23 protein-coding genes, 1 tRNA gene and 2 pseudogenes are annotated in these 26918 nt (G+C 61.6%); 13 read left to right on the plus strand and 13 right to left on the minus strand.

The genetic code is table 11. The features are described from left to right. Together uvrA and BGO16_RS17780 are read right to left on the minus strand one after the other, a co-directional pair. Complete coding sequence (gene uvrA, locus BGO16_RS17775) at positions 1-3063, minus strand: excinuclease ABC subunit UvrA (protein WP_292620486.1); 3063 nt, start codon at positions 3061-3063, stop codon at positions 1-3. A gap of 676 nt (positions 3064-3739) precedes the next feature. Then, positions 3740-4510, minus strand: a complete 771-nt coding sequence (locus BGO16_RS17780; protein ID WP_292620487.1) for an outer membrane beta-barrel protein — start codon at positions 4508-4510, stop codon at positions 3740-3742. 351 nt (positions 4511-4861) lie between these two features. Here BGO16_RS17780 and BGO16_RS17785 point away from each other — a divergent pair, with 351 nt between their 5' ends. Next, the gene (locus BGO16_RS17785) at positions 4862-5353 is read left to right on the plus strand and encodes a single-stranded DNA-binding protein (protein WP_292620488.1); all 492 of its coding nucleotides are present in this window, start codon (positions 4862-4864) and stop codon (positions 5351-5353) included. A 120-nt stretch (positions 5354-5473) separates the two neighbouring features. After that, positions 5474-5941 (plus strand): DUF4440 domain-containing protein, encoded by a 468-nt coding sequence (locus BGO16_RS17790; protein ID WP_292620489.1) that lies wholly within the window; start codon positions 5474-5476, stop codon positions 5939-5941. 424 nt (positions 5942-6365) lie between these two features. On the opposite strand, the pseudogene BGO16_RS17795 reads toward BGO16_RS17790, so the two are convergent. The 3 genes and pseudogenes from BGO16_RS17795 to BGO16_RS17805 form a co-directional block, all read right to left on the minus strand. Beyond that, positions 6366-6473: pseudogene (locus BGO16_RS17795) on the minus strand (IS5/IS1182 family transposase); the annotation flags it as partial. 36 nt (positions 6474-6509) lie between these two features. Beyond that, entirely contained in the window at positions 6510-7775 is a 1266-nt protein-coding gene (locus BGO16_RS17800) for an RNA methyltransferase (RefSeq protein ID WP_292620490.1), read from the minus strand. A gap of 229 nt (positions 7776-8004) precedes the next feature. Beyond that, a complete protein-coding gene (locus BGO16_RS17805; protein ID WP_292620491.1) occupies positions 8005-8910 on the minus strand; it encodes a LysR substrate-binding domain-containing protein in 906 nt (301 codons plus the stop codon). A 277-nt stretch (positions 8911-9187) separates the two neighbouring features. On the opposite strand from BGO16_RS17805, the gene katG reads away from it, so the two are divergent. Beyond that, complete coding sequence (gene katG, locus BGO16_RS17810) at positions 9188-11377, plus strand: catalase/peroxidase HPI (protein WP_292620492.1); 2190 nt, start codon at positions 9188-9190, stop codon at positions 11375-11377. Positions 11378-11957: 580 nt separating this feature from the next. Here katG and BGO16_RS17815 read toward each other — a convergent pair. Continuing rightward, positions 11958-12224: a BolA family protein gene (locus BGO16_RS17815; protein WP_292620493.1), complete on the minus strand. Its 267-nt coding sequence runs from the start codon at positions 12222-12224 to the stop codon at positions 11958-11960. Positions 12225-12347: 123 nt separating this feature from the next. Here BGO16_RS17815 and BGO16_RS17820 point away from each other — a divergent pair, with 123 nt between their 5' ends. Beyond that, positions 12348-12659, plus strand: a complete 312-nt coding sequence (locus BGO16_RS17820; RefSeq protein WP_292620494.1) for a hypothetical protein — start codon at positions 12348-12350, stop codon at positions 12657-12659. A 73-nt stretch (positions 12660-12732) separates the two neighbouring features. On the opposite strand, the gene BGO16_RS17825 is transcribed toward BGO16_RS17820, so the two are convergent. Next, the gene (locus tag BGO16_RS17825) at positions 12733-13023 is read right to left on the minus strand and encodes a hypothetical protein (protein WP_292620495.1); all 291 of its coding nucleotides are present in this window, start codon (positions 13021-13023) and stop codon (positions 12733-12735) included. A gap of 449 nt (positions 13024-13472) precedes the next feature. On the opposite strand from BGO16_RS17825, the gene BGO16_RS17830 reads away from it, so the two are divergent. Beyond that, positions 13473-13625: a hypothetical protein gene (locus BGO16_RS17830; protein WP_292620496.1), complete on the plus strand. Its 153-nt coding sequence runs from the start codon at positions 13473-13475 to the stop codon at positions 13623-13625. A gap of 14 nt (positions 13626-13639) precedes the next feature. On the opposite strand, the gene BGO16_RS17835 is transcribed toward BGO16_RS17830, so the two are convergent. Next, positions 13640-13765 (minus strand): hypothetical protein, encoded by a 126-nt coding sequence (locus tag BGO16_RS17835; RefSeq protein WP_292618620.1) that lies wholly within the window; start codon positions 13763-13765, stop codon positions 13640-13642. Between the two features lie 697 nt (positions 13766-14462). Here BGO16_RS17835 and BGO16_RS17840 point away from each other — a divergent pair. Continuing rightward, positions 14463-15220, plus strand: a pseudogene (locus tag BGO16_RS17840) (IS5 family transposase). Between the two features lie 306 nt (positions 15221-15526). Here the strand turns inward: BGO16_RS17840 and BGO16_RS17845 are convergent. Together BGO16_RS17845 and BGO16_RS17850 are read right to left on the minus strand one after the other, a co-directional pair. After that, the gene (locus tag BGO16_RS17845) at positions 15527-16141 is read right to left on the minus strand and encodes a hypothetical protein (RefSeq protein WP_292620497.1); all 615 of its coding nucleotides are present in this window, start codon (positions 16139-16141) and stop codon (positions 15527-15529) included. Between the two features lie 144 nt (positions 16142-16285). Next, positions 16286-16379, minus strand: a tRNA-Ser gene (locus BGO16_RS17850). 646 nt (positions 16380-17025) lie between these two features. Here BGO16_RS17850 and BGO16_RS17855 point away from each other — a divergent pair. Both BGO16_RS17855 and BGO16_RS17860 read left to right on the plus strand, forming a co-directional pair. Next, positions 17026-18516 carry a porin gene (locus BGO16_RS17855; protein ID WP_292620498.1) on the plus strand — a complete coding sequence of 497 codons (1491 nt, stop codon included), beginning with the start codon at positions 17026-17028 and terminating at the stop codon, positions 18514-18516. A 412-nt stretch (positions 18517-18928) separates the two neighbouring features. Further along, entirely contained in the window at positions 18929-19243 is a 315-nt protein-coding gene (locus BGO16_RS17860; RefSeq protein ID WP_292620499.1) for a DUF3551 domain-containing protein, read from the plus strand. Between the two features lie 355 nt (positions 19244-19598). Here the strand turns inward: BGO16_RS17860 and BGO16_RS17865 are convergent, their stop codons facing one another. Next, the gene (locus tag BGO16_RS17865; protein WP_292620500.1) at positions 19599-21899 is read right to left on the minus strand and encodes a lytic transglycosylase domain-containing protein; all 2301 of its coding nucleotides are present in this window, start codon (positions 21897-21899) and stop codon (positions 19599-19601) included. 250 nt (positions 21900-22149) lie between these two features. Here BGO16_RS17865 and dapA point away from each other — a divergent pair, with 250 nt between their 5' ends. From dapA to BGO16_RS17885, 4 genes are all read left to right on the plus strand, one after another. Further along, positions 22150-23040 carry a 4-hydroxy-tetrahydrodipicolinate synthase gene (gene dapA / locus BGO16_RS17870; protein WP_292620501.1) on the plus strand — a complete coding sequence of 297 codons (891 nt, stop codon included), beginning with the start codon at positions 22150-22152 and terminating at the stop codon, positions 23038-23040. An 82-nt stretch (positions 23041-23122) separates the two neighbouring features. Beyond that, positions 23123-23542 carry a large conductance mechanosensitive channel protein MscL gene (mscL, locus tag BGO16_RS17875; RefSeq protein ID WP_292620502.1) on the plus strand — a complete coding sequence of 140 codons (420 nt, stop codon included), beginning with the start codon at positions 23123-23125 and terminating at the stop codon, positions 23540-23542. A 93-nt stretch (positions 23543-23635) separates the two neighbouring features. Beyond that, complete coding sequence (smpB, locus tag BGO16_RS17880) at positions 23636-24109, plus strand: SsrA-binding protein SmpB (RefSeq protein ID WP_292620503.1); 474 nt, start codon at positions 23636-23638, stop codon at positions 24107-24109. A gap of 321 nt (positions 24110-24430) precedes the next feature. Beyond that, on the plus strand, positions 24431-24592 hold the full coding sequence (locus tag BGO16_RS17885) for a hypothetical protein (protein WP_292620504.1): 162 nt from the start codon (positions 24431-24433) through the stop codon (positions 24590-24592). Positions 24593-24730: 138 nt separating this feature from the next. Here BGO16_RS17885 and BGO16_RS17890 read toward each other — a convergent pair whose 3' ends face one another. Then, a complete protein-coding gene (locus BGO16_RS17890; protein ID WP_292620505.1) occupies positions 24731-25420 on the minus strand; it encodes a uracil-DNA glycosylase in 690 nt (229 codons plus the stop codon). Next, on the minus strand, positions 25398-26027 hold the full coding sequence (locus BGO16_RS17895; RefSeq protein ID WP_292620506.1) for an NYN domain-containing protein: 630 nt from the start codon (positions 26025-26027) through the stop codon (positions 25398-25400). Before BGO16_RS17895 ends, BGO16_RS17890 begins: the two co-directional genes overlap by 23 nt. 341 nt (positions 26028-26368) lie before the next feature. Between BGO16_RS17895 and rpoZ the strand changes: the two genes are divergently transcribed. Beyond that, positions 26369-26761, plus strand: a complete 393-nt coding sequence (gene rpoZ, locus BGO16_RS17900) for a DNA-directed RNA polymerase subunit omega (protein ID WP_292620507.1) — start codon at positions 26369-26371, stop codon at positions 26759-26761. The last annotated feature ends 157 nt before the right edge of the window (positions 26762-26918 follow it).

The raw sequence follows: 26918 nt of genomic DNA on the forward strand, positions 1-26918 counted from the left end.
TTATTCCGCCGCTTCGCTCGCATTCCGCCGCTTCGGTTTTCCCGCTTTCTCCAGCACCGGCTTCAGAAACTGCCCGGTATAGCTGCGCGGTGCTTTCACGATGTCTTCCGGCGGTCCCCAGGCGACGATCTCGCCGCCGCCGTCGCCACCTTCGGGGCCGAGGTCGATCACCCAATCAGCGGTCTTGATGACTTCGAGATTGTGCTCGATGACGACAACGGTGTTTCCTTGCGCCACCAGTTCGTGCAGCACTTCCAAAAGCTTCTTGACGTCGTGGAAGTGCAGGCCCGTGGTGGGTTCGTCGAGAATATAGAGTGTGCGTCCCGTGGCGCGTTTCGACAGCTCCTTGGCAAGCTTGACGCGTTGCGCTTCGCCGCCTGAGAGCGTGGTGGCCTGCTGTCCCACACGGATGTAGTCGAGACCGACGCGATGCAGCGTCTTGAAGGTTTCGCGCACGCGCGGCACCGCCTTGAAGAATTCGGCGGCTTCCTCGACCGTCATATCGAGCACGTCCGAGATCGACTTGCCCTTGAACAGCACCTCCAGCGTCTCGCGGTTATACCGCTTGCCCTTGCAGGTGTCGCAGGTGACGTAAACGTCGGGCAGGAAGTGCATCTCGATCTTGATGACGCCGTCGCCCTGACACGCCTCGCAGCGGCCGCCCTTGACGTTGAACGAGAAGCGGCCCGGCGCATAACCGCGCGCCTTCGCCTCGGGAAGCCCCGCGAACCATTCGCGGATCGGCGTGAAGGCGCCGGTATAGGTCGCGGGGTTGGAGCGCGGCGTGCGGCCGATCGGCGACTGGTCGATGTCGATGATCTTGTCGATGTGCTCCAGCCCTTCGATGCGATCATGAGGCGCCGCGCCCTCGCTGGCGTTGTTGAGCTTGCGCGCGATCGCCCTGTAGAGCGTGTCGATCAGCAATGTCGACTTGCCGCCGCCGGAGACGCCGGTGATGCAGGTGAACAGGCCGAGGGGAATTTCCGCGGTGACGTTCTTCAGATTGTTGCCGCGCGCGTTCACCACCTTGATGGTGCGGCGATGGTTCGGCGGCCGCCGCTCCGGTATGTCGACCGCCAGTTCGCCGGTCAGATATTTTCCGGTCAGCGACTTCGGATTCTTCATGATGTCTGCCGGCGTACCCTGCGCCACGATGTGCCCGCCGTGCATTCCGGCTCCGGGGCCGATGTCGAGCACATGATCGGCAAGACGGATGGCGTCCTCGTCATGCTCGACCACGATCACGGTGTTGCCGAGGTCGCGCAGCCGCTTCAGGGTGTCGAGCAAGCGCGCGTTGTCGCGCTGGTGCAGGCCGATGGAGGGCTCATCCAGCACGTAGAGCACGCCGGTGAGGCCGGAGCCGATCTGCGAGGCGAGGCGGATGCGCTGGCTCTCGCCGCCGGACAGCGTGCCGGAAGCACGCGACAGCGTCAGATAATTGAGGCCGACGTCGAGCAGGAACGACAGCCGCTCGCGGATCTCTTTGAGCACGCGGCCGGCGATCTCGTTCTGCTGCGGCGACAGCATGTCCGGCACGGTCTCGAACCATTCGCCGGCGTGACGCACCGACAACTCGCTGATCTCTCCGATGTGCTTGCCGCCGATCCTGACGCATAACGCCTCCGTCTTCAGCCGATAACCCTTGCAGGCGTCGCACGGAACATCTGAAAAATACTTGCCGAGTTCCTCGCGCGCCCACTCGCTTTCTGTTTCGCGGAAGCGGCGCTCGATGTTGGTGATGACGCCCTCGAACGGTTTTTTGGTATCGTAGGAGCGCACCCCGTCTTCATACGAGAACTTGATCTCGTTATCGCCGGAACCGTGCAGAAGCGCGGCCTGGGTCTTTTTCGGCAGGTCCTTCCATTTGGTATCCAGCGTGAACTTGTAGAATTTTCCGAGCGCGGTCAGCGTCTGCAGGTAATACGGCGACGACGATTTCGCCCACGGAGCGATCGCGCCCTTGCGCAGGGTCAGCTCCTTGTCCGGAATGACGAGGTCTTCATCGACATGCTGCTCGACGCCGAGGCCGCCGCATTTCGGGCAGGCGCCATAGGGGTTGTTGAATGAAAACAACCGCGGTTCGATTTCGGGAAGGGTGAAGCCGGAGACCGGGCAGGCGAATTTTTCCGAGAACAGGATGCGTTCAGGCCCGCTTTTGTCGTGAATTTTGGCGACTTTCCTTTCAGATTTGCTCCCTCCCGCCGCGCTACGCGCGACTCCCTCGCCCAGCGAAAGGGCGTTTACGCCCGTCTTCGACGGGCTATGCGCGGAAGGGTTGGGGAGGGGGCCGCTTTGCGCAGGCGCATCCGCGAACTCCACCACCGCGAGCCCCTCAGTCAGTTTCAGCGCGGTCTCGAAACTCTCCGCCAGCCGCTGGCCGATGTCCGGCCGCACCACGATGCGATCGACCACCACGTCGATGTCATGCGGAAACTTCTTGTCGAGCCCCGGGGCGTCAGCGAGTTCGTGAAACGCGCCGTCGATCTTGACGCGCTGAAAACCCTTCTTGAGATACTCCGCCAGTTCCTTGCGGTATTCGCCCTTGCGGCCGCGCACCACCGGCGCCAGCAGATAGAGCCGGGTGCCTTCGGGCAGCGCCAGCACGCGGTCGACCATCTGCGACACCGTCTGGCTTTCGATCGGCAGGCCGGTGGCGGGCGAATAGGGCACGCCGACGCGCGCCCACAACAGCCGCATGTAGTCGTAAATCTCGGTGACGGTGCCGACGGTCGAGCGCGGGTTTTTCGACGTGGTCTTTTGCTCGATGGAGATCGCCGGCGACAGCCCGTCGATTTGGTCGACATCCGGCTTCTGCATCATCTCCAGGAACTGGCGCGCATAGGCCGACAGCGATTCGACATAGCGGCGCTGGCCCTCGGCATAGATGGTATCGAATGCCAGCGACGACTTGCCGGAGCCGGACAGGCCGGTGAACACCACCAGCTTGTCGCGCGGGATTTCCAGATCGACGTTCTTCAGGTTGTGTTCGCGGGCTCCGCGGATCGTGATGGCGCGCGTGGCGGAAACTGCTTGTTGCCGCTTGGCCTTGATGACTTCGTCCATAACGGGCTTTTCCGGACGCGAAAGCCGCGCCGCGTTCGGGCGCGCCGCACCGGATAGAAGTTCCCGGCCAGCGCCATGTTGCGGTTATCGCAGGAACGTAGATAGAACGGCGGACGATTTCCAGAGGGATGACGCCGATCATCACCGATTTCGTCGCGGAGGAGGTGGTAAGCGCGATTTACCCGTGTGCGCGGTGGCGCGCCAGAGAATACGAGTTTCTGCAACCGGAGGCAGCCCCGAATCGCTTAGCCGAAGGCGTCCTCAACTATCCGATGGGTCCTGTTTAGCCAGGAAGGAGGGCACAAAGACTTTTTTCGATTTTGATGGAAACACCTGCCACGAACGAAGCGCGCTTCCTCCCATCCAACTCGAGGTTTACCCGAGTTGGCCAACCTTGATGTCAAAGGATAAATCCGACTTTGATTCGGAGAGAGGGTCGGGGTGAAGGGTTACTCCTTCAGAAATGCTCGACCCCTTACCCGGAGCCTTCGGCTCCGACCTCTCCCCACGGGGAGAGGCGAAGTATCATCCGGGTCGAATTTCATCAAAATCGAAAACGCTCCAGCAGATTTATCCCGGGTGTTGCGGCCGGCACAAGCAAACAAGCACAAGCAACAAAAAGGCCGGCAGAAAGCCGGCCTTTTGTAGTTCCGAGAGATGTTCGGATCAGATGCGATCAGTACCGCGCAACGGCCGGGCCACCCCAGCGATAGTTGATGCGAGCGGTGACAAGGTCCACGTCCTGACTGATTTTATCGGTTCCGTACACCGTACCGGCGGGAGCATTTACATCCACACCGTTGCTGATGAAGTTGTGGGTGCTGCTGCCCATGAAGATGTGATCGTACTCGAAGCCAAGCGACCAGTTCGGTGCGAAGCCATATTCAAGGCCGACACCAACCGTGGCGCCCCAACGGGTGTTGTTGACATTGTCGGTCAGTGCAACGCCGGTAGCCGTATCGAGGCTTCGATAGCGGTTGGACGTCACCGCGGCGCCACCCTTCACATAGAGCAAAGTGGCATCCCAAGCGTAGCCGATCTGGCCGGTGAACAGGCCAAACGCCTCAAGGCGGCTGTCGTTGGTGACGAGAGGGTTGATGAGGCTGGCATTGCGACCGTTCAGATCGGCCCAGTTGCCCTGGGCTTCAAGGCCGAACACCCAGTTGCTGGACTGCCAGCGATAGCCGATCTGGCCACCGACCGTGCCGCCGGTTGCGTCATGGCAACCTTCGGAGCCAGCCGGGGGCAAGGTATAGTCCCAGCAGTTCCGGCTCGATCCCCAGCCGCCGTTCGCGCCGACGTAGACACCGCTCCAGTCAAAGATCGCGGCCACCATCGGAGGAGGGGCCTTCGTATAGTGGTGCGGGGCGAGGTCGGCTGCGGCGGCGGGCGCCGCGGCGAAGCCGATGGCGAGAGCACCCACGGCGCCGATCAGTAGCTTGTTCATTGCAAATCCCCGAATTTCAAACTTTGTTTGGACGCGAGCGCTGAATTTCATGGATGCTGTATATCCCCCGGCGTTGAAAAAAGCCGTCTCTCAAAAGCAACACTCGGCTCAAATTGATCCTAATTCCCCAGGCGCAGAAACCCGCCTACGGCTTTTGCGACCTCGCGACATCCCTCTTGAGAACAAAGATGGAACATTCTATATTCGGCCGGTGGATAACCGGTGAATTGACCGTCTCCACAAGACGACGGGAGTGTAGGGTCGCGACCGCTGCCGCGAGGGACGGTGCCGGTGTTTAACCGGCGGCATCCATTCGTATCGGCAAATCGGGGTGGAGATTGGAGAACGGCGATGGCGGGTAGCGTGAACAAGGTCATTCTGATCGGCAATCTCGGCGCTGATCCCGAAATCAAGCGGACCCAAGACGGGCGGCCGATCGCCAACTTGCGAATCGCCACGTCTGAAAGCTGGCGCGACAGGACCAGTGGCGAGCGCAAGGAAAAAACCGAGTGGCATCGGGTTGTGATATTCAACGAGGGCCTGTGCAAGATCGCTGAGCAGTACCTGAAAAAAGGCTCGAAGGTTTATATCGAGGGCCAGTTGCAGACCCGCAAATGGACGGATCAGAGCGGGGTCGAAAAATACTCCACCGAAGTCGTGCTGCAAAATTTCAACTCGGCGCTGACGATGCTCGATGGCCGCAATAGCGGCGGAGGCGGGGGGAATTTTGGATCGGACGATTCCGGAGGCGATTTCGGATCGGGAGGCTCATCCGGCGGCCCGCGCCGCGCCGTTGCAGCTGGTGTCCGCCGCAGCGATATGGATGACGATATTCCCTTCTAGCGTTGACGCGTTTTCTTCACGCGCACCGGATTCCAGCCTCGGGTCAAGCCCGAGGACATGCTTCGTTCGAAAACGCTATAGTGGGGCGGTTCAGACGTTCGGCCCTATCGTGACGATTTCATGCGCAGGGTCGCCATGACGACAAGCGCCAAGATCTGGCTCAATCTTCTCTGCTCAATTTTCGCACTACAGTTTTACTGTGCGGTTGCGATCGCGGATGACGCGACTGATATCAGAACGCGCCTGCAACAATGGACGGCGAGCTTCAATAGTGGAGACAAGTTCGGAGCCTGCGACCTGTTCTCGAAGTCACTGGTTTCTGACGTCCAGGGCCAGGGTAGCGCTGGTTACGAAACGCGTTGCGCAACGATCAGCAAGGCGCTCGATGATCCCCACAGGACATTCCGCTATGACCTCGACGTCAAAGAGATCATCGTGGACAGAACCATCGCGGTTGTCCGTCTGAACTGGACCCTGAAGATAAATCCCGGCGATCTGATCAGCAGGGAGACGGGCCTCGATGTCTTTCGAAAAGAGGGCGACGGGCGATGGCGGATTATTCGGTTTATAGCCTATAGCCCTGAATAGCCTGCGATTTCCATCCGTTGTGTGAAACCCCGCAAGCGATGTCGCAACGAATGAAAACAAAAAGACAGGGTGGCGATCCCAGCAGAAATCCGGCCTGCATCAACGGCTAGCCCGGAACAGAACCGGGGCGCGATAGCAGCCGAACAGCGGGGGTTAACTGAGTAATCGAGGGCGGTCTTCTATTGAGAAAGACCGATCCCGCATACTTCAATGCTTAGGAGGCCTGCATTCTGCAGCCTCAGCTTCGTGTGGCGAACAACACCACCGCCGATCTGGCTTAACTGGATCGACGGGACGAAGATCGATCATGCGAAGAAGTGATCATCATCGACAGTCTGTGATCGCCGACACCTTCATCGCGAATATCGACGAGGCGATGAACCACTACGAGGTTCGCGCCACGAGCCGAGAAGAAAGTGGGAGCGCATCGATCGTAACGGGCGTGGATGCGCCGCCAGTCCTTCAGCCTGCCGAACGTGTTTTCGATCTTATGCCGTTGGCGAGAGAGGATGCGGTCATGTTCAATCGGCTTTTGCGCGGTTGGACTTCGATGGGATGTAGGCCGTGATCACCGCCGGCGTGAAAACTTGGCGACCAGTTCTACATGCGGCGAGTACCGAAATTGGTCGACAGGGGTCACGGATTCGAGATGGTAGCCGCCATCGATCAGGATCTTTGCATCGCGTGCGAAGGTTGCAACGTTGCAGGAAACCGCGACGATGACGGCAAGCTTGCTGGCGGCGAGTTGTTTGCTTTGCGCTTCTGCGCCCTGTCGCGGCGGATCGAACACCACGACGTCGATGTCACGCAATTCCTGCGCCACCAGCGGTCGCCGAAACAGGTCGCGCGGCTCGGCGCTGACCGGCTTCAGTCCGGGCGTGGCGGCCGCGGCCTTTCGCAAGGCTGTCACCGCCGTATCGTCGCTATCGAAGGCCGAGATTCGCGCTTTGGCCGCAAGGCGCAACGCGAAAGGTCCGACGCCGCAGAACAGGTCGCCGATATGTTTGGCCTTACCGCAATGCGAGGCGACCAGCGCCGCCAGCGTCTCCTCGCCCGCGACCGTCGCCTGAAGAAACGAGCCCGGCGGAAGCGGGACGCGAGCCGTCCCGATTGCGATAACCGGCGGAACGCGCATCAGGATTAGTTCTCCATGACGCGTGAGTCGCGCCAACCGGTGTGCTTCGGCGACACGCGACAATGTCGCGATCAACGCGGCGGGCAGCGGGCCGGAGCCACGGATATCGATGTCGAGACCATTGCCGGCGGCGGTCACCTGAATGTCGAGCGGCTTGTTCGCGGGTTTGAGCACGTCCGCGAGTTCACGCGCCGCGTCGAGCGCGCCGAGCAGGGCGGGATCGAGGATCGGGCAGGCGGCAATCGGCACGATGGCGTGACTGTTCGGAGCGGCGAAGCCCACGCGCAGCCTGCCATCCTCGTCGCGCCGGGCGTGCAGCGTGATCCGCCGTCGTCCCGCGCCGTGTGCATCGATCAGTTCGTTCACCGTACAGTCGATGCGAGCTTGCGCCAGCGTGTCGATGATGATCTGCCGCTTCCAGGCGCGGTAGTTCTCCGTCTGCCAGTGCTGGACGGCGCAGCCGCCGCAAGCGCCGAAATGTAGGCAGAACGGCGCGATCCGGTCCGGACTCGCGATCTCTACGTGGAGAAGACGCAGGCGGTCGCAACGCCCAGCTAGCGGCTCGACTTCCACGGTTTCTCCGCCGAGCGTATAGGGCACAAACACGCTGCCCGCTTCGGTCAGCGCGACGCCGTCGCCGCGATGGCCGACGTGATCGATGATCAGGCGTCTGGTTCCGCCGATTTGAGAGTCCTGCACCGGTGGTCGCGAGCCCGCAAATGAACTTCAGATTGAGTAGCGGCACTGGATTTGGTTGCCAGCGCCCCTTGGCTTTCGAAGTTCGTGTCAGAGTGGGCTACTATGTATCATAAACCTTGAAACGGGACATCCCTTCGGCATGGAGCGCGCTGGTTGGGGGTCGGCAAGAGTCTTCAGGAGACAGGGATCGAGACCACTGGCACCAGCGTAGCCGGCGCCCTCGTTTTTTCTATGACGTCGTGCAACCCTTCACCACCTCGCCCAGCGCCGCGAAATCGGCCTTGCGCGGCGACGTCCTGCGGAACGCCAGTCCGATGCTGCGGCCGGGCTGCGGGTCTTCGAGCCGCAGGATTTTGACGCGCTGGCCGCGCGCCTCGACATCGGCTGCGATCTGCGGGATCAGCGTCACGCCGTAGCCGGCGGCGACCATCTGCATCACGGTGGCGAGGCTGGATGCGCCGAACGTCATGCCGGTCGCACCCGGCGTCGGTCCGCGCGGGATCGTGGCGCAAAACGCCAGAGCCTGATCGCGCAGACAGTGGCCGTCCTCGAGCAGAATCAGACGCGACTGATCGATATCACGCGCTGCCACGCGACGTTTGGCGGACCGCGGATCGCTCGCCGGCACCGCCAGCAGGAAGAGATCGTCGAACAGCGTCATGGTGTCGATATCGGGCTCGCCCAGCGGCAGCGCCAGCATCGCGGCGTCGAGCGCGCCGCTCTTGACCTCCTCGACCAGCTGGCGGGTCTGCGTCTCGCGCAATTCAAGCTGCAAGTCTGGAAACTGCGATTGCAGCGCCGGCAGCATCCGCGGCAGCAGGTAAGGCGCGAGCGACGGGATGATGCCGAGGGTCAGCCGCCCCGTCAGCGGCTTGGCGCGGTGGCGGGCGAAATCGACGAGATCGCGTGCCGAGGCCAGCACGTCTTCGGCGCGGCGTGAAATCTCCCGGCCGATTTCCGTGAGCATCACTTCACCCGGCCGCCGCTCCACCAGAGTGACTCCGAGAAATTGCTCGAGCTCGCGAATCTGCATCGACAGCGCCGGTTGAGTGACGGCGCAGGCGTCCGCGGCGCGTCCAAAATGGCCGTGACGCGCGAGCGCAGCGAGGTAGCGAAGCTGTTTGAGCGTGACCATCACCGATAAGATAGTCTTATCGTGATACAAAGGCAATTCGACTGGACCTGATCGTCGATATCTTCCAGACTTGCTCCATCCTCGCGTTGCAGAAGGACTGCGGCCTTGTCTGGTCCAAATCCGTAGACCGCCGGTTACCGGTCCGTCCTGAAGACAAGTGACTCCGGGCTGCCTTTGTCTCGGACGATCCGCCACTGGGTCTCGGACGATCCGCCACTGGAATTCGCCGTAGCGGCCATTCGGCAACGACGCGACAGCACAGCATCGGAGACTGATCATGGACGCAAAGACGAACGACAAGGGTGCCGGCAACTGCCCGTTCACCGGAGGCGTACGCAGACTGAACAATCGCGACTGGTGGCCGAACCTGCTCGACCTCCAGGTTCTTCATGGCCACTCGGACCTGTCCGATCCGATGGGCGAGGCGTTCGATTATGCCGCGGAGTTCAAGACGCTCGACCTCAACGCCGTCATGGCCGACCTGAAGGCGCTGATGACCGATTCGCAGGACTGGTGGCCCGCTGACTTCGGCCACTATGGCGGCCTGATGGTCCGCATGGCGTGGCACAGCGCCGGCACCTATCGCATCACCGACGGTCGCGGCGGCGCCGGCGGTGGTCAACAGCGCTTTGCGCCGCTGAACTCCTGGCCGGACAACGTGCTGCTCGACCGGGCGCGTCGCCTGTTGTGGCCGATCAAGCAGAAATACGGCCGCAAGATTTCCTGGGCCGATCTCTATGTGCTCGCCGGCAACGCCGCGCTGGAATCGATGGGCTTCAAGACCTTCGGTTATGCTGGCGGCCGCGCCGACGAATGGGAGCCGCGGGAATTGTTCTGGGGCCCGGAAGGCTCATGGCTTGGCGACGAGCGTTACAGCGGCGAGCGTGAACTCGCGGAGCCGCTCGCGGCCGTGCAGATGGGCCTGATCTACGTCAATCCGGAAGGTCCGAACGGCAACCCGGACCCGATCGCGGCGGCCAAGGACATCCGCGAGACGTTCTTCCGCATGGCGATGAACGACGAGGAAACCGTGGCGCTGATCGCCGGCGGTCACACTTTCGGCAAAACCCACGGCGCCGGCGACGCCGCGCTGGTCGGTCCTGCGCCGGATGCTGCCGCGATCGAGGATCAGGGCCTCGGCTGGAAGAGCAAGTACGGCACCGGCAAGGGCGGTGACGCCATCGGCAGCGGCCTCGAAGTGACCTGGACCCAGACGCCGACGAAGTGGGACAACAACTTCTTCGACACGCTGTTCAAGTTCGAATGGGAACTGGAAAAGAGCCCGGCAGGTGCCCACCAGTGGCGGGCGAAGAACGCGCCCGCGATCACGCCGGACGCCCACGACAAGTCGAAGATGCACGTGCCGACCATGCTGACCACCGACCTGTCGCTGCGGTTCGATCCGATCTACGGAAAGATATCGAAGCATTTTCACGACAACCCGGACCAGTTCGCCGATGCCTTCGCGCGCGCCTGGTTCAAGCTCACCCATCGCGATATGGGACCGCGCCAGCGCTACCTCGGCGCGATGGTGCCGAGCGAAGTGCTGATCTGGCAGGACCCGATTCCGGAGGTCGATCACAAGCTGGTCGACGACAGGGACGCCGCGGACCTGAAGGCGAAGGTTCTCGCGTCCGGCCTGACGGTGCCGCAACTGGTCTCGACGGCGTGGGCCTCGGCCTCCACGTTCCGCGGCTCCGACAAGCGCGGCGGCGCCAACGGCGCCCGCATCCGGCTCGCTCCGCAAAAGGATTGGGAGGTCAACCAGCCGCAGCAGCTCGCCACCGTGCTGGCCAAGCTGGAAGCGATCCAGAAGGAGTTCAACAATGCGGCCGGCGGCGGCAAGAAGATCTCGCTCGCCGACCTGATCGTGCTGGCCGGCGCGGCAGCGGTGGAGAAGGCCGCCAAGGACGGCGGCGTCGACGTCAAGGTGCCGTTCACGCCGGGCCGCATGGACGCGACGCAGGAGCAGACCGACGTGGAATCGTTCGCGCCGCTCGAGCCGCGTGCTGATGCGTTCCGCAACTTCACCAACAGCAAGAAGCATCAATTCATGGGTCCGGAAGAGTCCATGGTTGACCGCGCGGAACTCCTCAACCTGACGGCGCCCGAACTGACGGTGCTGATCGGCGGCCTGCGCGTGCTCGGCGCCAATGCCGGCGATTCCAGGCATGGCGTCTTCACCCAGCAGGTCGGCAAGCTGACGAATGATTTCTTCGTCAACCTGCTGACGATGGACACCGAATGGCAGCCGACCGGCGACAACCTCTACGAGGGTCGCGATCGCAAGACCGGACAGCCGAAGTGGACCGCCACCCGCGTCGATCTGATTTTCGGGTCGCACTCGCAGCTTCGCGCCCTGGCCGAAGTCTATGCCTGCAGCGATTCCAGGGAGAAGTTCGCCAAGGACTTCGTGGCTGCGTGGGCCAAGGTGATGAATGCCGACCGCTTCGATCTCAATGCCTGATCGCGGCGGTCACAGCTTCGAGCGACGTGGTTGGTTCTCGCCATAAGACCGGCCAATCATGGAACGCACAAGCGTCTTCGGATCGGAGCGGCTGACAGGTACGCTGCTCGACCGCCTGATCCATCACGTCCATAACCTGGAGTCTTTCACCTTGTCATGGAAACGGTGAAAGATTCCAGGTCCTTGATTTAACGCGTTTTCGCACGCGAACCGGATTCCACTTCGCTCGAAAACGCGAAAGAGATGAACGGCGAGAACTATCGCCTCCGGTTCCAGCTTTAACGTTCGGCGGCGACATCAAGCTTAATAAGCGAGTTGCGTTGCCCTTGCGAGCGGATGCGTTAGCTTCACGACGCCGGACATTGCCCTAGGTCCGGGTTCACCCTGGCGAAGCCGTCGGCCGATCATATTCCGGCTCGGCGGCTTCGTTTTATGCGGATTTAGCTCTGCGGCAGAGCGGCGCGATGCGCGCGATCGGCGATCGCGGGAGACGCTGGAGCGCTGCATCCTGGCAGGCGAGATGATCGGCGCCCCCGAGATCCGAGCAGCCAGCGGGGTTCTCAAGGCCGCTAAATCCGGCTCAAGACCCAGCAGGCGTTCGAGTTTTCAAACTGTCGACGGCGTGCACCGGGGGCATGTCACCCCGCATTAAGTGAGCGATTGCGCTGTATACCAACCGCTGGCGCTCGAGCGTGCTCATGCCGGCAAACACGGGTGACGTCACGTCGATATTGAAATGTCCCCCGCCGCCGCTGACTATGGCCTGTGAATTTTGAATCTGTTGCTCGATGGTCTCGCGCAGCGCGTCGATGACGGAACCTTGGAAGTCGGTTGGATGGGATGACATAGTGGTCCTTTTCGGCATTGTCGGGGCTTTTTACGTCGGAAGGCAGGCTGCGCGCAACTCCAGCCGCTACAGCTTTGGGGCCGCTGTCCGACTGTCCCAACAGCTTGGCGATGGCTTGCGCTGATGGGTGAGGATGTTTGTGAAGACGAAGGCGCCGAGCACGACGGCCGCGAGCCCGACGTGGACGGTGAACCCAGCTTGGGCTGGACCGTCGATGGCGTCCCGGGCAACAGCGACGGCATGGATCATGAGGCCGGCGGCAGCTCGGTCACCGAAGCCCATCGGCAGCGCTATGAGACATTCGACCGCTACACCACCATCCGCAACAGCGACGGAAGGCACGTCGATTCTCGCCGCTCCGGTGCGAACCGCCGCCTGATCAATCTTGTCGGACCGGCAGCACGCGGCCTTGGCACCCCGCGTCGACCGGGATGAGGTGCGGATATGGCTTGAGCCCTGTGAAAGGCCCGCCGGGTCACGCCGGCGGGCTTCGCTTGTCGCTGAACATCTACCAACGGCGATAACCGCCACGATATCCATAACCTCTGTGCACGTGACCATAGCGGCGGGCACCGTAATAGCCGCGATAGCCATAGCCACGATATCCATACCGATATCCGTAGCCGTACGGTCGATAAACGGGCGCCGTGCGAATACAACCATGCGGGCCGCAGACCACCGCAATATTCTCTACGTTTGAAGTTGTTGAAACTGGTGCGAGCGGCATTGCTGATGCGCTTCCCGCCACGGCAAGGCTGCCGAGCGCAGCCAATCCAATAAGTGCGAATTTAAACTTCATGGTCTCTCCTCCGGAGGATCGGTGCAAGCACACGGGCCGAGATCAACGGTCCGAGGGGCAGGGGTGTTCCCGGCGCACAACTTACTGAGTGACAGGATAGGCCGATCCTACTGCCGCCGGCTACGGTTCGACGGGCAATCCTCTGCAAGTGGGGGCGGTGCAATCGGTTCGGCATCGCCCTTTTTCATGTCCGCGAATCAGAACGAAACACGAAGGTCCGTGCCGCTCCCGTGCTGCTCGGAGTTATTGGTAATAGCTCGTAACCCCTTGATTGTGCTGGCGACCACTTGCAGCGTGTAGCAGCACGGTTTTGGGCTCATGGCCCGCATGTCGGGGCGCTCGTCATATGGGCGCGCGGGCGTTGGCATGGACACGTCGGGCAACGATGGCCATCGGGTGAGGGAACGACCACGATCCGTCGCCGGCGCCATCGCGTTCAGGTGGCCGGCATGACCGCGCTGGCCCCCGTCCTCCAGCTATTTGGCATCCTGACGTGCCTGCTGGCGATGTGGCTGTTCCTCTGCGATCGCACCGACGAATTCGCGCCATGGCTGTTTCTGCTGGCCTTGGCGCTGTTGGGGGTCGGCTTAGTGATGGAATAGCCGCACACAGTTCATCACTGCGGCTGTGTCTGCGTTGGGATATTCGCCGGATGCTGGCCGTTCCCGGTGTCGACGTAGGAAAGAATGACCAGCAGCGCGACGATCGCGCCTCCGATAATCCAGCCTGTTTTGACACTCATGGTACTCGTCCTCCAGATGGAATGTCATCCGGACTACCATGCCGTGTTCCATTTAGGAACAACATCGGGTACTCCGAAGTAGGCCACTCACCGCCGTCCGGTACTGTCCGTATTTGACCCTCAGTGTCCTAAGTTGAATTGGAGAGTGTCCTAAGTTCAAAAGCGTCCACGTTTAGGAGCCGGGACGCCATGCAGCGTCTCACGCTGAGATTCGAGCCAGACGAGCCGTTTCATTGCAGACTTCTTGAGCGAAGCTGACAGACTTAAATGGCTTGCACGAAGCTCAGCGCGGCTGATCCATTCATTAAGCTCATTCAAGGTGAGCTTTGCGGCGTCTTCGTCTGTCTCTGGAGACTTTGATCGTTCACCCATTTGGGAACCCGCTAGGCTGCCGCCGGTTGCAAAGGATGCGACCAATTTCCTCGCTCTGGACCATCACATCCCCCATGCCCAGGCAGCCTAGCCTTCAACCCCGCTCCGGCGGGGTTTTCTATTTCTGGCGCGGCGCGCTAACCTTTCGCGGGCAGGGGATGGCCATCATGACAAAGAATCTCACCGGCGATCAAGAAGTCATCGCGGCGCATATGGCCGCGACGACTGCGGCATTTCAGATGCTAGGATCGATCGACATTCATGATTCCCCATCGGGCTGATCGCTGATTCATAGGGCTCCGTGATTCTGCACGGAGCTTCGACGATGGGGATCAAGCGGTACGAGCTGAGCGACAGGCAATGGGCGAAGATTGCGCCGCTGCTGCCAGGCAAGGCTGGCGATCCGGGTCGGACGGGAGCGGATAATCGACTGTTCGTGAACGGCTATTTGTGGGTATTACGATCCGGCGCGCACTGGTGTGACCTGCCGGAGCGCTATGGCCGCTGGAAATCTGTGCATCGGCGTTTCAGCCGCTGGTGCCATGCCGGCGTGTGGGAGCGCGTATTTGCCGCCCTGACAGCCGACCGCGACAACCAATATCTGATGCTCGACAGCACCATCGTTCGCGCCCATCAGCAGGCCGCCACCGGAAAAGGGGGGCCAAGGATCAGGCGCTGGGGCGTTCCCGAGGCGGATTGACCACCAAGGTCCACATGCTTGCGGATGCGCTGGGCCGACCCTTGCGCCTCATCGTGACCGCCGGGCAGGTCGGAGACGTCACTCAAGCCGCGGCGCTGCTCGAAGGCCAGACCGGCGACGCCGTGCTCGCCGACAAGGCTTATGACAGCAATGCCTTGCGTGCTCTCATCGCTGGCATCGGAGCCGAAGCGGTGATCCCGTCAAACAGGACGCGCAAAATCATCATCCCGCACGACGCCGGCCTCTATAAATGCCGCAATCGCATCGAGCGCTGCTTCAACCGCCTCAAGCACTTCCGCCGTTTCGCTACCCGTTACGACAGACGCACTGTTCACTTCACTGGATTCGTCCACCTCGCCGCAGCCATGACGTGGCTGCAATGAATGTCGATCGGTCCTAGTCCATTGCCTTCAAGAAAATGGCGCTCTTGAACGAGGCCAGATGTCGGAAGCTCTACTGACCTACGTGGCGAAGCATCAGAAGGATAATGAGATTCAACTCGCTCTTCTAAACGATCTTCGGGAAGCGCTGCTGAATTAAACGCTAACGGTCCCGTGCCAGTTTTCGCTTTCCCCACCTATGGCCCTTTTTGCCTTCCGGATTGCCGATCGGTGGCGGCGTACTTCCATAGACGGCTTTATAGAAGCCGATCCTCGCCATGAACACGAACGGGCCGCCGTGTTCGGCGGCTAGCTGCAGCTCCTGCGCGGCATGTTGCCACGGCTCCGTGTTGCCGGTCTTTCGAGGAAGTGAGGTTGCATACTCCGCGGCCTCTCCGATTGTTCGAATCGTGCTGCCGTCAGGCATCGGTACAGGATCCTCGAAGCGCCGGGACCATTTCGACGGCGCACCGCCTTCGCCGTCGCCTCCGGCCCCGGATTCGGGTCGAACAGGCCGACCGGCATCGGTCGCACCTTGTGGTCTGTTGTGACCTTGCAGGGTTCGCAGAACAGCTTCGGCCGGAGCGTGTGCACCTGATTCTTCCTCGGCCAGATGACGTGGGTGAGGTCGACCCGACGCGTGGCTCGGCAGGCGTTGCACTTCACCTTGAGGAGCGTTGCGCCGGCATCGATCGCATCGGCGAGCGCGGGAGACGGCGCTTCGTCGCCGCCAAGAAACAACCGGGCGTTCCATTCCTCGCATTCCAGTCGATGCGCCAGGCGGAGTTGGTCTTTGGCTGCGGCGTAGGCCGCATCGACCCTTTTCACAAATTCGGCGTGCAGACTTTCGACCCGGCGCAGCTCGCGGGCAAAGTGCTTCCGGTCGCCGCCGGACAGCGGCATCTGGATCACGCGCGGGGACATCGATGGGGACCCTATCGCGAACGAACCGAAAACGCACTGTGCCGGGTTTTGTGCCGGAGGAAACCGCTTCTATCAGCGGCAACCGCGCCAACTGCGGCTCGCCTCTTGGCAGGGTAAAATGTAGAAACCCGCATAAACACGGGATGGCGGAGCCGGAGGGATTCGAACCCTCGATAGGGCTTTACAACCCTATAACGGTTTAGCAAACCGCCGCCTTCAGCCACTCGGCCACAGCTCCGTTGACGCCCGATATGCCCGACACGCTCGCAAGCCGCAAGCGCCGGATCAAGAGATGCGTCCCCCATGAGCTAGAATCATCCCGCGCCAGCTATGCGCTCTCGTCAATTTGCTTGGCGATTCCCAGGGGCGCCCGGACTGGTGGATGGTTCGTGCAGCGCAAAAACACGTCTCGAAAGCCATGGAATCAGGCTGGACGACAGGCGCGATGATTCGCACGGGCCGCTCCTCCGAAGCGGGCGGGCGGCCGGCGCGACGGCAAGCAAGTATTCGCATGCGGGGTGACGTGTTTTGAAAAATATATGGCAAACAAGGACTTGTTCGGCCCTTTGCAACGGGAAGGCGTGCTGTTTGTGCAACACAAGGCCAAAAACGGTTAGACGCGTTCTATTCTGAGACGTTCCTTCATTGCGTGTGCAAGTCGGTTCGGTAATTGTGGTCACACGACGGAGGGGGGCATCCCGAGGTCGTCCCGTTTTAGGTGGTTCGCTGTTTTTGGGTGGTTCGCTTGAGTCCCTCGCGTTGGCGGGAGTGCCCGAACAAGCGCGAACGGCTGGGCGGTTAGTCAGGGACTGAGGGAACGTTTCTTCGAGTGCTGGCGCACAGCGGATCCGGAACCTGCCCTACAGAGCAACTTGGAGGTTGAAATGAAATTGATGAAAAGCCTTTTCCTCAGCTCGGCGGCAGGTCTCGTCGCCATGAGCGGGGCACAGGCTGCTGATCTTCCGTTGAAGGCCAAGGCGGTCGAATACGTGAAGGTCTGCTCCCTGTACGGCGCAGGCTTCTATTATATCCCCGGCACCGACACCTGCCTTAAGCTCGGCGGCTACCTGCGTGCCGATATGGGCGTCAATACGAATTCGGTCTTCAGCGGCAATACCTCGGGTCTGGGCGGCGCTCAGAATCGTCTCAGCAACGATTTCACCTGGCGGGCGCGCGCGAACCTGAATCTCGACACCCGCACCGCTACCGAATACGGCGTGGTCCGCACCTATTTCGATGCGAACTACACGTGGACCTCGGGCGGCTACAACGGTTTGGGGAACGGCGCGACTGCGTATGACTCCGCTGTGAATGGCGGCGTCTCCAACGGCCAGCTCGGCCTGAACTTCGCCTTCATCCAGTTCGCCGGCTTCACGATGGGTAAGGCCGTCTCGCTGTTCAGCACGCCCTGGGGAGCCTATCCGGGTAACATCTATGATGGTCTCGTCGGCGGCGGCGGCACCACCTCGCAGGGCGTGAACCAGTTCGCCTATACCGCCGAGTTCGGCAACGGCGTGTCGGCCTCGGTCGGCGTGCAGGATCCGAGCGCATACTACCAGCCTGGCATTCGCAACCTCGCAACTGCGGCGCAGGGTAACTTCGGCTACGGCGCCAGCGCCTACGGTGGAACCCGCGCTCCGGACGTCGTTGGCCAGATCCGCGTCGATCAGGCCTGGGGCCTGTTCCAGGTGTCGGTTGCGGCCCACAACAACAATCCTGCTTACTACGGTGCCGATCAAACGACAGGCGGTCCCGGAGACAAGTGGGGTTGGGCCGGTCAGCTCGGACTCCAGATCAAGAACATCCCGACCGGACCGGGTGACACGATCAACATCTCGGGCGTCTATACCAACGGCGCGAGCGGCTACAACTTCCAGGAACTGTCCGGTCCGGCAGCCGGTGCAACGATCTATTCCGGCGTGACCGGCGTTGGATATGGCTTCGCGCCGGACTCGGTGTATGGCCCCGTCGTCGGTGACCAGCTCCAGTTGGTTTCGACCTGGGGCATGCGCGGCGCTTTCACCCACAACTGGAACCCGTACTGGAGCAGTTCGGTTTTTGGTGCCTACGCAGCGGTTAGCTACACCGGCACAGCCAAGGCTCTGATGTGCGCCGGGATGACTGCTTCTAATTATGGTGCAGGCATCGTAACCTGCAACCCGGACTACAACATCGGGCAGGTTGGCGCGAACCTGCGCTGGACCCCGGTCAGGAACCTGACGTTCACGACCGAAGCTGTTTATACCATGCTGGATCAGAAGTACGCCGGCACGGTGAATGCGGCCAGCACCAGCCTTGCCAAGCCGGCTGGTCCTTATACCCTGAAGGATCAGGACACCTGGACCGTCATGCTCCGCGCGCAGCGCAACTGGTAATACCGGTCGCCTGACGACATCTTAACCCTCGGCAGGAAACTGCCGAGGGTTATTTTTTCTGGTGAGGCAGGAGACTGTTCGCGCAATCGCAGTATCGCTGGTCCGGCTGGATCAGGATAAATTCACGATGCAGCATGTCGATATGTCATCGCGGGGCGCCATGAGCGGGGCGTCGCGTCGCTCGGCCGCTGTTCGGATATCTCTTGATCCGATAAGTGTGTGAAGATGTGAATGCCACCACAGAGCCGGCGCGCCTCTTCGATCAAGCGCATCCCGGTTCAGGGAGTGGCGGCCGGTTCTGTCCGCAGCAAAACACGAAATATCTTTCAGCAAATCGCCGTTGATGTCGTATGCGACGGTGGTCGATCCCGTTCTTTCACAATATAAGTCCGGGAGACAAAGCGGAACAGCAATGGGTAACAGCGCAATGCATATGGTCAGACATATGGTGACGACTCACGGATTTTTATTGGCGGCCGCGTGCACCGGTTTTGCGGGCTCGTTCCTTGTTCTGGCTTCGTCAGCCGCGCAGGCCCGGGATTATCCGTATTGCATCAAAGGCGATTTTTACGCGAGCGGTGTTGGCGATTGCAGCTTCGACACCTACCAGCAATGCCTCGCGACGGCCTCCGGCCGCATCGCCTACTGCGACGTGAACCCGTTCTATCGTTTCCACGAAGACGGCCCTGCCGCGTACCCCGACGTGCGACGAAATTTTCGACGATAACCAGAGCATGATCCCGAAAAGTGGAAATCGCTTTCGGAAAGATCACGCTCAATAAAAGATAGGCAACGAGTCTGATTCAACGCGATTGAAACAGACTCTAGCATTCTTCGGGAAGGCAAACGGCAAAGGCATTCCTTGGAGCGCCTTTTTGTTCACCTGGAGCCTTTCCGCTTCTGATGGAATCAGAAGCGGGGCTCCATAATTTTGATTGGCGCTTCTTCTTGATGCGAACCGGCATCCATCCTCGGGTCAAGCCCGAGGACATGCTTCGCTCGAAAACGCCATAGGCGTTCTGTGACGTCTGCGCGACGATGCGCCCGCTCAGCTAAAAGCGCAGGCATGGGTGGCCCGTGCGCTATTCGATGGAGCCGCGGTGCAAGTCCGCCTCGATCTGCAGTTTCGAGCCTCCGCCGAAGCGGGCGCGGTAGACCTGCAGATTTTCCATAATGCGCTGGACGTAGTTGCGCGTCTCCGAGAACGGGATCAGTTCGACCCAGTCCACCGCATCGACCCCCGGATCGCGCGGATCGCCGTAGCGCGCGATCCATTTTCTGACGCTGCCGCGGCCGGCATTGTAGGCCGCGAAGGTCAGGATATATGAGCCGCGATAGTCTTCGAGCAGGCCGCCGAGTTCGGCCGCGCCGAGCGCGGCGTTATAGGCAGGCTCGTTTTTCATGCGCTGAAGGTCGAAGCCGACGCCGTACTTCTTGCAGACATATCGTCCGGCATCCGGCGTCACCTGCATCAGGCCGTAGGCGTGAGCCGGCGACACCACCGACGGATTGAACGCGCTTTCCTGCCGGGCTATCGCATAGACGATGCTGCGTTCGATATCCGGTCCGATCGATTTGAACGACGGAATTCCGCTGACGGGATAGGCATAGAAATCGAACGGCAGCCCGCGATTGAGCGCAGCCTTGCCGGCCAGCAGCATTGCCCGGGCGTCGCCCTGGCGCGCGGCGAGTTCGCCGAGTCCGAGTACGGCGTCCGGATCGCCGTTCTCGCCCATGTCGGCAAAGATCGGGAGCGCGAATTCGCCTTTACCGATCGCATAAAGAAGCTGTGCGGCGCGCACGATCTCCAGCCGCTCGATGGCGCGCGACCGGCTGCCGGGAACGCCACGGAGTTCGATCTGCGGCAGTCCAAGTTTCGCGCGCGCAAGCTGGCCGTAGTAGCTGGTGGACTGCTCGGCCGCCGCGGCGTAGGCGTGACGGGCTTCCTGGATGCGGCCTGCCGCTTCGGCGGCGCGGCCCTGCCAATAGCCGGCGCGCGCCAACGCGGTCGGGTTGACGCTGCCGACGCCGATGCGGGCGAAATGCCGGGCGGCGGTGTTGGGATCCTTCAGGAAGCGCAGCGCGATCCAGCCGGCGGTGAACTCCTGCTCGGTCTTGTAGATATCCCGCGCAGGAAGCGCCGCATCGCGCGCGATGAGATATGCGGTGCGATACTCGCCGACGTCGATCATCTTGCGCGCGAGCAGCCGACGCTCGATCCACCATTCATCGACGTTGTAAAGCCGGTTGGGATCTCGCGGTGCATGCAGCATCAGCCGCGCCGCTTCCCCGAACTTCTCCTCACGCCGCAAAAGCTGAATGCGGGCGAAGATATAGCCGGGGTCGCCATGCAGTTCGTTTGGAACGTTTTCGAGCAACGTGCGCAAGCTGGACGATTTGCGGTCGGCGGCGATCCGCGCTCTTGCGAGCGCAACCTCGGCGCTCCCAAGCCGCTTTGCCGCCCGCAGCGCCGCATCGCTTTCGCGGCCGTAAAGCAGATAATCCATCCGCGCTTTCTGGTCGCCCGGCGTCAGTATTGCGCCGAATGCCTCGAGCGCCTTCTCCTCGAGCGCTTCCGACATCGAATCGGTTCGCCATGCTTCGCGAACCAGCAGCACGGCGTTGGCGCGATCGCCGCGCGCGAGCAGGGCGCGCGCCAGCGCGAACCGTCCCTTGGCCGACAGCGGTTGTTCCTTGTCGAACCAGGCCAGCACGGTGGCCTCGTCGCGACGGTCGTCCCACAGCGCTGCTTCCGCGCGCCGGCGCAGGAACGTCTGCGACGGCCAGCTTGGGTTGGCTTCGATGAAGGCGCGATAGCGCTCGGTCGGCGCGCCGTTGTCTTCGCTGCGTAGGATGATCCACTCGGCGAGCTTGCGCGCCACCGGGTCCGTCATGCCGGCCTCGACCTGCGTGGCGTCGGACGTTCTGCGTTTGCGGGTCAGATCGATGACATTCTGAAGCGCCTCGAGATCGGCGCGCGGCGTCGATGTTGTCGCGGCCGTCGCGGCCCTGGGAACGGGCGTGCGTTTCGGCGGCGGCGGGAGCACGGCGTGCTTGCGCGTGGCCGGTTGAATTGCCGGGGCTGCGGTGGCTTTGTCTTTATCCGGAGTTGAAGTTTTGCCGTGCGCGTGGCCTGCGACTGTCTTCGGGCCCGCAACTGTCTTCGGGCTTGCGACCGACTTCGGGCCTGCGACCGACTTCGGGACGGAGTGGTGCGAAACAGGTCGCGGCTTCGGTGCCGGAGTCTTGGCGGCCTTATCGGCCTTCTCGGTCTTCGCGGCCTTTTCGGCGTTTGCGGCCACGGTGCAGAGCCCGGCCGCCACCACCACGCCCGCGCCGAAAACAGCCGTTCGCAACCTTGATGCACGGGCAGGCAATGTCACGGCAACCCCTTTCGCAAATCACGCAGGCTTCAAAAATCCCATGCCTGCTTTAATCTCCTGACTACTTTCATTGAATATGTGGACAAAATACTAAAATTCGGGCGGCGGACTTATATGCGCCCCAACCGCGGCAAAATCGCGGCTGTCTGGGCGGGGGCGCGGACCTTTCGTCGCGCCGCCAGACCCGATATGACTGGCGAAACATCGAATTCGGCGCGGGCGAAGCCCGCGCAACGCATTGGAGCGGATCATGGCAAGCAAGGCGATATTCAGGGGATCGTACACCGCCCTGGTGACGCCGTTCAAAAACGGCTCCGTCGATGAAGCCGCGTTCCGCAGCCTGGTAAGTTGGCAGATCGGCGAGGGCGTCCATGGGCTCGTGCCGGTCGGCACAACCGGCGAAAGCCCCACGCTGAGCCACGACGAACACCGCAAGGTTGTGGAATGGTGCGTCGACGAGGCGAAAGGCCGGGTTCCGGTGATCGCGGGCGCGGGCTCGAACTCGACCCGGGAGGCGGTCGATCTGGCTATCCACGCCGAGAAGGCCGGCGCCGACGCGGTGCTGGTGGTGACGCCGTATTACAACAAGCCGACGCAGGAGGGTATGTACCATCACTACAAGGCGGTGAACGACGCGATCGGCATCCCGATCATCATCTATAATATTCCATCGCGCTCGGTGGTCGATCTCTCCGTGGAGACGATGGCGCGGCTGTTCGAGCTGAAGAATATCGCCGGCGTCAAGGATGCCACAGCCAACGTGGCGCGGGTTTCCCTGCAGCGCCGTGCGATGGGGCCGGACTTCATCCAGTTGTCGGGCGAGGACATGACGGCGCTCGCATTCATGGCGGCGGGCGGACACGGCTGCATCTCGGTCACCGCCAATGTGGCGCCAAAACCATGCGCGAGCCTGATGTCGGCAGTGCTGAGCGGCGACTATGCCGCCGGGCTCGAGATTCAGGACCGGCTGGTCCCGTTGCACGACGCTATTTTCAAGGAACCGGGGGTCGCCGGAGCCAAGCATGGCCTCAAGCTGCTCGGTCGTCTCGATGAAGTCGTGCGCCTGCCACTGATGCCGGTGACGCCGGCGACGGGGAACGTTATTCGCGACGCCATGGTGCACGCGGGTCTGCTGAATTGAGGCCGGGTCTCTCGCTTGGGATTGCCGCTGCTGCCGAGTTGCCGCTGCCGCGCGCGGCGGCGAATTATCGGGGAGGATTGCGATGCTGAAGGAATTTCGCGAATTCGCGATGAAGGGAAATGTCGTCGATCTCGCTGTCGGCGTCATCATCGGCGCTGCGTTCGGAGCCATCGTCTCCTCCATGGTCTCCGACATCATTATGCCGATCATCGGCGCCGTCACGGGCGGTCTCGACTTCTCGAACCATTTCACGCCGCTGTCGAAGGCGGTGAACGCCTCGAACCTGGCCGATGCCAGAAAACAGGGCGCCGTGCTGGCGTGGGGCAACTTCCTGACCCTGACGCTGAACTTCGTGATCGTCGCCTTCGTGCTGTTCATCGTTATCAAAGGCATGAACAGGCTGAAGCGAAAGGACGAGGCAGCCTCCGCGGCGCCGCCAAAGCCGACCCGCGAGGAAGAATTGCTGACCGAGATCCGCGATCTGCTGAAAGCGAAAAGATAAGGCGCGGGACATGCGAACTTCGGAAGCGAGACACTAGAAGGATCGGGCGTTGCCGCTATTCGTTGAAAAGGCGACGTCCGGAGGTTTTCAGATATGGCCGAGAAGAACGAACGCGCGATCAAGGTCGTCGCTGAAAATCGCAAGGCGCGGTTCAACTATGCGATCGAGGACACCGTCGAGGCCGGCATCGCGCTGACCGGCACCGAGGTCAAGTCGATCCGACGCGGCAAGAGCACGATCGCCGAATCCTACGCCGATTCGAAAAACGGCGAGATCTGGCTGATCAACGCCAACATCCCCGAATACCTGCAAGCCAACCGTTTCAATCACGAGCCGAAGCGGCCGCGCAAACTGCTGCTGCACAGGAAGCAGATCAACAAGCTGATGGGCGCGGTTGATCGCGAGGGCATGACGCTGATCCCGCTCAAGCTCTATTTCAACGAACGCGGACGGGCCAAGCTGTTGCTGGCGGTCGCCAAGGGCAAGAAGCTGCACGACAAGCGCGAGACCGAGAAGAAGCGCGACTGGGGCCGCGAGAAGGGCCGGTTGCTGCGAGCGAGGGGGTGAGCACACCCTTCACCGCCAAAGACGCAGCGACGCGGTTCGGACTATCCGGTATTCCCGCCCGACCGAAATGCGGATGAGGTATTGGCGTGGCTGCGAGCGAATCCCGCTTCCTAAGAGATGCGAGCGAGAATCGCCTGCCTGGGTGATTTTGGCTCCGGCCGTTAAATTTTGATCGATCGGTTCAAGGTTATTTCAGGTTTACCGTGATTTGCTCTCGTCATGCGGATCAAACAGAAACGCGCCCTTCGACGCATGCGGCGCCGGCATCAACGGGCCTGGCTTGTGCTCGATTCTGTCGAAGGCAGATCGGAGTGCGAGGTCATGGATATTTCCAGCAATGGCGCGCGCCTCGTGATCGCCTCCGGCCTGACCTTGCCGAAGCGTTTCGGTGTCGCGCTGGTCCCGAATTCGCCGCCGCGGGAGTGCGAGCGGGTCTGGCGGAGCGGCGAGATGATGGGCGTTCGTTTCACCGAGCCACGATAGCTTCAGCGGCTGGCTATGGCGTTTTCGAGCGAAGCATGTCTTCCGGCTTGACCCGGGGATGGAGTCCGGTTCGCGTGAAGAAAACGCGTCAAATCAGGAACCTCGGGTCTTTCACGGTTTCCCTGAAACGGTAAATGATTAGAGGTCGGCGCGCACCCGCGCGAACACGTTCTCGAACATTTCAGGCGTCAGGACGCGGGTGTTGGTGTTGTAGCGGGAGCAGTGATAGCTGTCGTAAAGTCTGACCGCGCCGGCGTCATGCACGGCGCCATGCGCAAAGGGTGCGGCAGTGGCGCGCAGCCCGAGCCCCTTCACCACGGAATCGTGAGCAATGCGGCCAAGCGCGACAACCGCTCGCAGCCGGGGCATCGCCGCCAGCGTGGCGGAAAGGAACGTCCGGCAGGTATTGATCTCGGCCGGCAGCGGCTTGTTTTGCGGCGGGACGCAGCGCACCGCATTGCTGATGCGGCAATCGAGCAAGGTGAGGTCGTCGTCGGGGCGGGCCTGGTAGTGGCCGGCGGCAAAGCCGTATTTCAACAACGTAGCGTAGAGCAGGTCGCCGGCGTAATCGCCGGTGAAGGGCCGGCCGGTACGGTTGGCGCCTTGCACGCCCGGCGCCAAGCCGACGATCAGCAAGGCCGCATCAGGGCTGCCGAAAGAGGGCACGGGGGCGTTGAACCAGTCCGGTTCGCGCGCGCGCACCGACAGGCGATAGTCGACCAGCCGTGGACACAGCGGGCAATCGCGGCCGGGTTCTGCCTTTGCAGGGTTCGCGCCGGGGAGAGCAGGTTCGGCGCGCCGCGCGTCAGTCCTCGAAATCGTCGTCATCGCCCCGATGCGCCATGGCGGTGGAGCGCTGCAGGAACTGCGGCGCATGGTGGCGCGGCTCGCGCGCCGCCTGTCGCTCCGACGGATCGCGCCCGAGTTTCGGCTGCAGGTCGACGAGATCGGTGAAAACGTCGGCCTGGCGACGCAGTTCATCGGCGATCATCGGCGGCTGGCTTGCGATCGTGGAAACCACCGTCACGCGCACGCCGCGGCGCTGTACCGCTTCGACCAGCGAGCGGAAATCGCCGTCGCCCGAGAACAGCACCATCTGGTCGACGTGTTCGGCAAGCTCCATCGCATCGACCGCAAGTTCGATGTCCATGTTGCCCTTGACCTTGCGGCGGCCGCTGGTGTCGACGAATTCCTTGGTGGCCTTCGTGACCACCGTGTAGCCGTTGTAGTCGAGCCAGTCGATCAGCGGCCGTATCGATGAATATTCCTGGTCTTCGATGATCGCGGTGTAATAGAAGGCGCGGACCAGCGTGCCCCTCGACTGGAACTCTTTCAGAAGGCGCTTGTAGTCGATGTCGAAACCGAGCGTCTTGGCGGTTGCGTAAAGATTGGCGCCATCGATAAAGAGCGCGATCTTGTTGGAGGCGGGTGACATCAAACGTTCTCGTGATCGTTGTTGGCGTTATTGGTGCGGTCGAAGCCAGCCACGCATTCCAATGGTGCAAATCGCACCTTGCGGATCAGACTGAAGCAAATAATAACGCAATGATGTGAGGCAAGGGGAGCGTAGGATACGATGAGGAAGCAATGAAGCGATTTCTTGTCCGACTTGGACTTATTCCCGCTTCCCCGGACGCCTGCCTTCTGGCTTTCGTACTGGCTACCAGAGACCAGCCTACACGCCAAATGTTAAATTCTCTGTTGCGAAATCCGCAAAGCCGCTATACCTAGCAGTTATATCTCATAGTTTCGGCCCCCTAAACGGAGCGACAGGCGATGGCGCGCGTCACCGTGGAAGACTGCATTGATAAGGTCGACAACCGGTTCGACCTGGTTCTTTTGGCCGCGCACCGCGCGCGGATGATTTCGTCGGGGTCGCAACTTACGATTGACCGCGACAATGACAAGAATCCGGTGGTTTCGCTCCGCGAAATCGCCGAACAGACCATTTCGCCCGAAGATATGCGCGAGGAACTGGTTCATTCCTTGCAGAAGTTCGTCGAGGTGGACGAACCGGAGCCTGACACCGTGCCCTTGATCGGCTCGGCCGGGGCGAGCGTTGATGCCGATGACACCGAGGTCGCGGTCGAGCGCATGACCGAGGAAGAGTTGCTGAAAGGTCTGGAGGGGCTCGCGCCTCCCGAGGAGCAGCCCGAAGAGGACGAATGAGCGCGTCGCCTTCGACAGATGTTGCAAGCCCGGACCCTGGTCCGGGCTTTTGCGTTCAGGGGCGGCTTCAAGGGCAGAAAGAGTGCTCGCGTGAGCGGCGGCGGGTGGTCCGGCCGGGACCTTCTACTCTGATAACCAAAATCTCGTGCGGCAAAAG

Source organism: Nitrobacter sp. 62-23 (assembly GCF_001897285.1).
GTDB lineage: Bacteria > Pseudomonadota > Alphaproteobacteria > Rhizobiales > Xanthobacteraceae > Nitrobacter.

Excerpts from the sequence above, each read along its gene's own strand:
- uvrA (WP_292620486.1), bottom strand. The coding sequence starts at position 3,063 with ATGGACGAAGTCATCAAGGCCAAGCGGCAACAAGCAGTTTCCGCCACG.
- BGO16_RS17780 (WP_292620487.1), bottom strand. The coding sequence starts at position 4,510 with ATGAACAAGCTACTGATCGGCGCCGTGGGTGCTCTCGCCATCGGCTTC.
- BGO16_RS17785 (WP_292620488.1), top strand. The coding sequence starts at position 4,862 with ATGGCGGGTAGCGTGAACAAGGTCATTCTGATCGGCAATCTCGGCGCT.
- BGO16_RS17790 (WP_292620489.1), top strand. The coding sequence starts at position 5,474 with ATGCGCAGGGTCGCCATGACGACAAGCGCCAAGATCTGGCTCAATCTT.
- BGO16_RS17805 (WP_292620491.1), bottom strand. The coding sequence starts at position 8,910 with ATGGTCACGCTCAAACAGCTTCGCTACCTCGCTGCGCTCGCGCGTCAC.
- katG (WP_292620492.1), top strand. The coding sequence starts at position 9,188 with ATGGACGCAAAGACGAACGACAAGGGTGCCGGCAACTGCCCGTTCACC.
- BGO16_RS17815 (WP_292620493.1), bottom strand. The coding sequence starts at position 12,224 with ATGTCATCCCATCCAACCGACTTCCAAGGTTCCGTCATCGACGCGCTG.
- BGO16_RS17820 (WP_292620494.1), top strand. The coding sequence starts at position 12,348 with ATGGGTGAGGATGTTTGTGAAGACGAAGGCGCCGAGCACGACGGCCGC.
- BGO16_RS17825 (WP_292620495.1), bottom strand. The coding sequence starts at position 13,023 with ATGAAGTTTAAATTCGCACTTATTGGATTGGCTGCGCTCGGCAGCCTT.
- BGO16_RS17830 (WP_292620496.1), top strand. The coding sequence starts at position 13,473 with ATGACCGCGCTGGCCCCCGTCCTCCAGCTATTTGGCATCCTGACGTGC.
- BGO16_RS17835 (WP_292618620.1), bottom strand. The coding sequence starts at position 13,765 with ATGAGTGTCAAAACAGGCTGGATTATCGGAGGCGCGATCGTCGCGCTG.
- BGO16_RS17845 (WP_292620497.1), bottom strand. The coding sequence starts at position 16,141 with ATGTCCCCGCGCGTGATCCAGATGCCGCTGTCCGGCGGCGACCGGAAG.
- BGO16_RS17855 (WP_292620498.1), top strand. The coding sequence starts at position 17,026 with ATGAAATTGATGAAAAGCCTTTTCCTCAGCTCGGCGGCAGGTCTCGTC.
- BGO16_RS17860 (WP_292620499.1), top strand. The coding sequence starts at position 18,929 with ATGGGTAACAGCGCAATGCATATGGTCAGACATATGGTGACGACTCAC.
- dapA (WP_292620501.1), top strand. The coding sequence starts at position 22,150 with ATGGCAAGCAAGGCGATATTCAGGGGATCGTACACCGCCCTGGTGACG.
- mscL (WP_292620502.1), top strand. The coding sequence starts at position 23,123 with ATGCTGAAGGAATTTCGCGAATTCGCGATGAAGGGAAATGTCGTCGAT.
- smpB (WP_292620503.1), top strand. The coding sequence starts at position 23,636 with ATGGCCGAGAAGAACGAACGCGCGATCAAGGTCGTCGCTGAAAATCGC.
- BGO16_RS17885 (WP_292620504.1), top strand. The coding sequence starts at position 24,431 with ATGGATATTTCCAGCAATGGCGCGCGCCTCGTGATCGCCTCCGGCCTG.
- BGO16_RS17890 (WP_292620505.1), bottom strand. The coding sequence starts at position 25,420 with ATGACGACGATTTCGAGGACTGACGCGCGGCGCGCCGAACCTGCTCTC.
- BGO16_RS17895 (WP_292620506.1), bottom strand. The coding sequence starts at position 26,027 with ATGTCACCCGCCTCCAACAAGATCGCGCTCTTTATCGATGGCGCCAAT.
- rpoZ (WP_292620507.1), top strand. The coding sequence starts at position 26,369 with ATGGCGCGCGTCACCGTGGAAGACTGCATTGATAAGGTCGACAACCGG.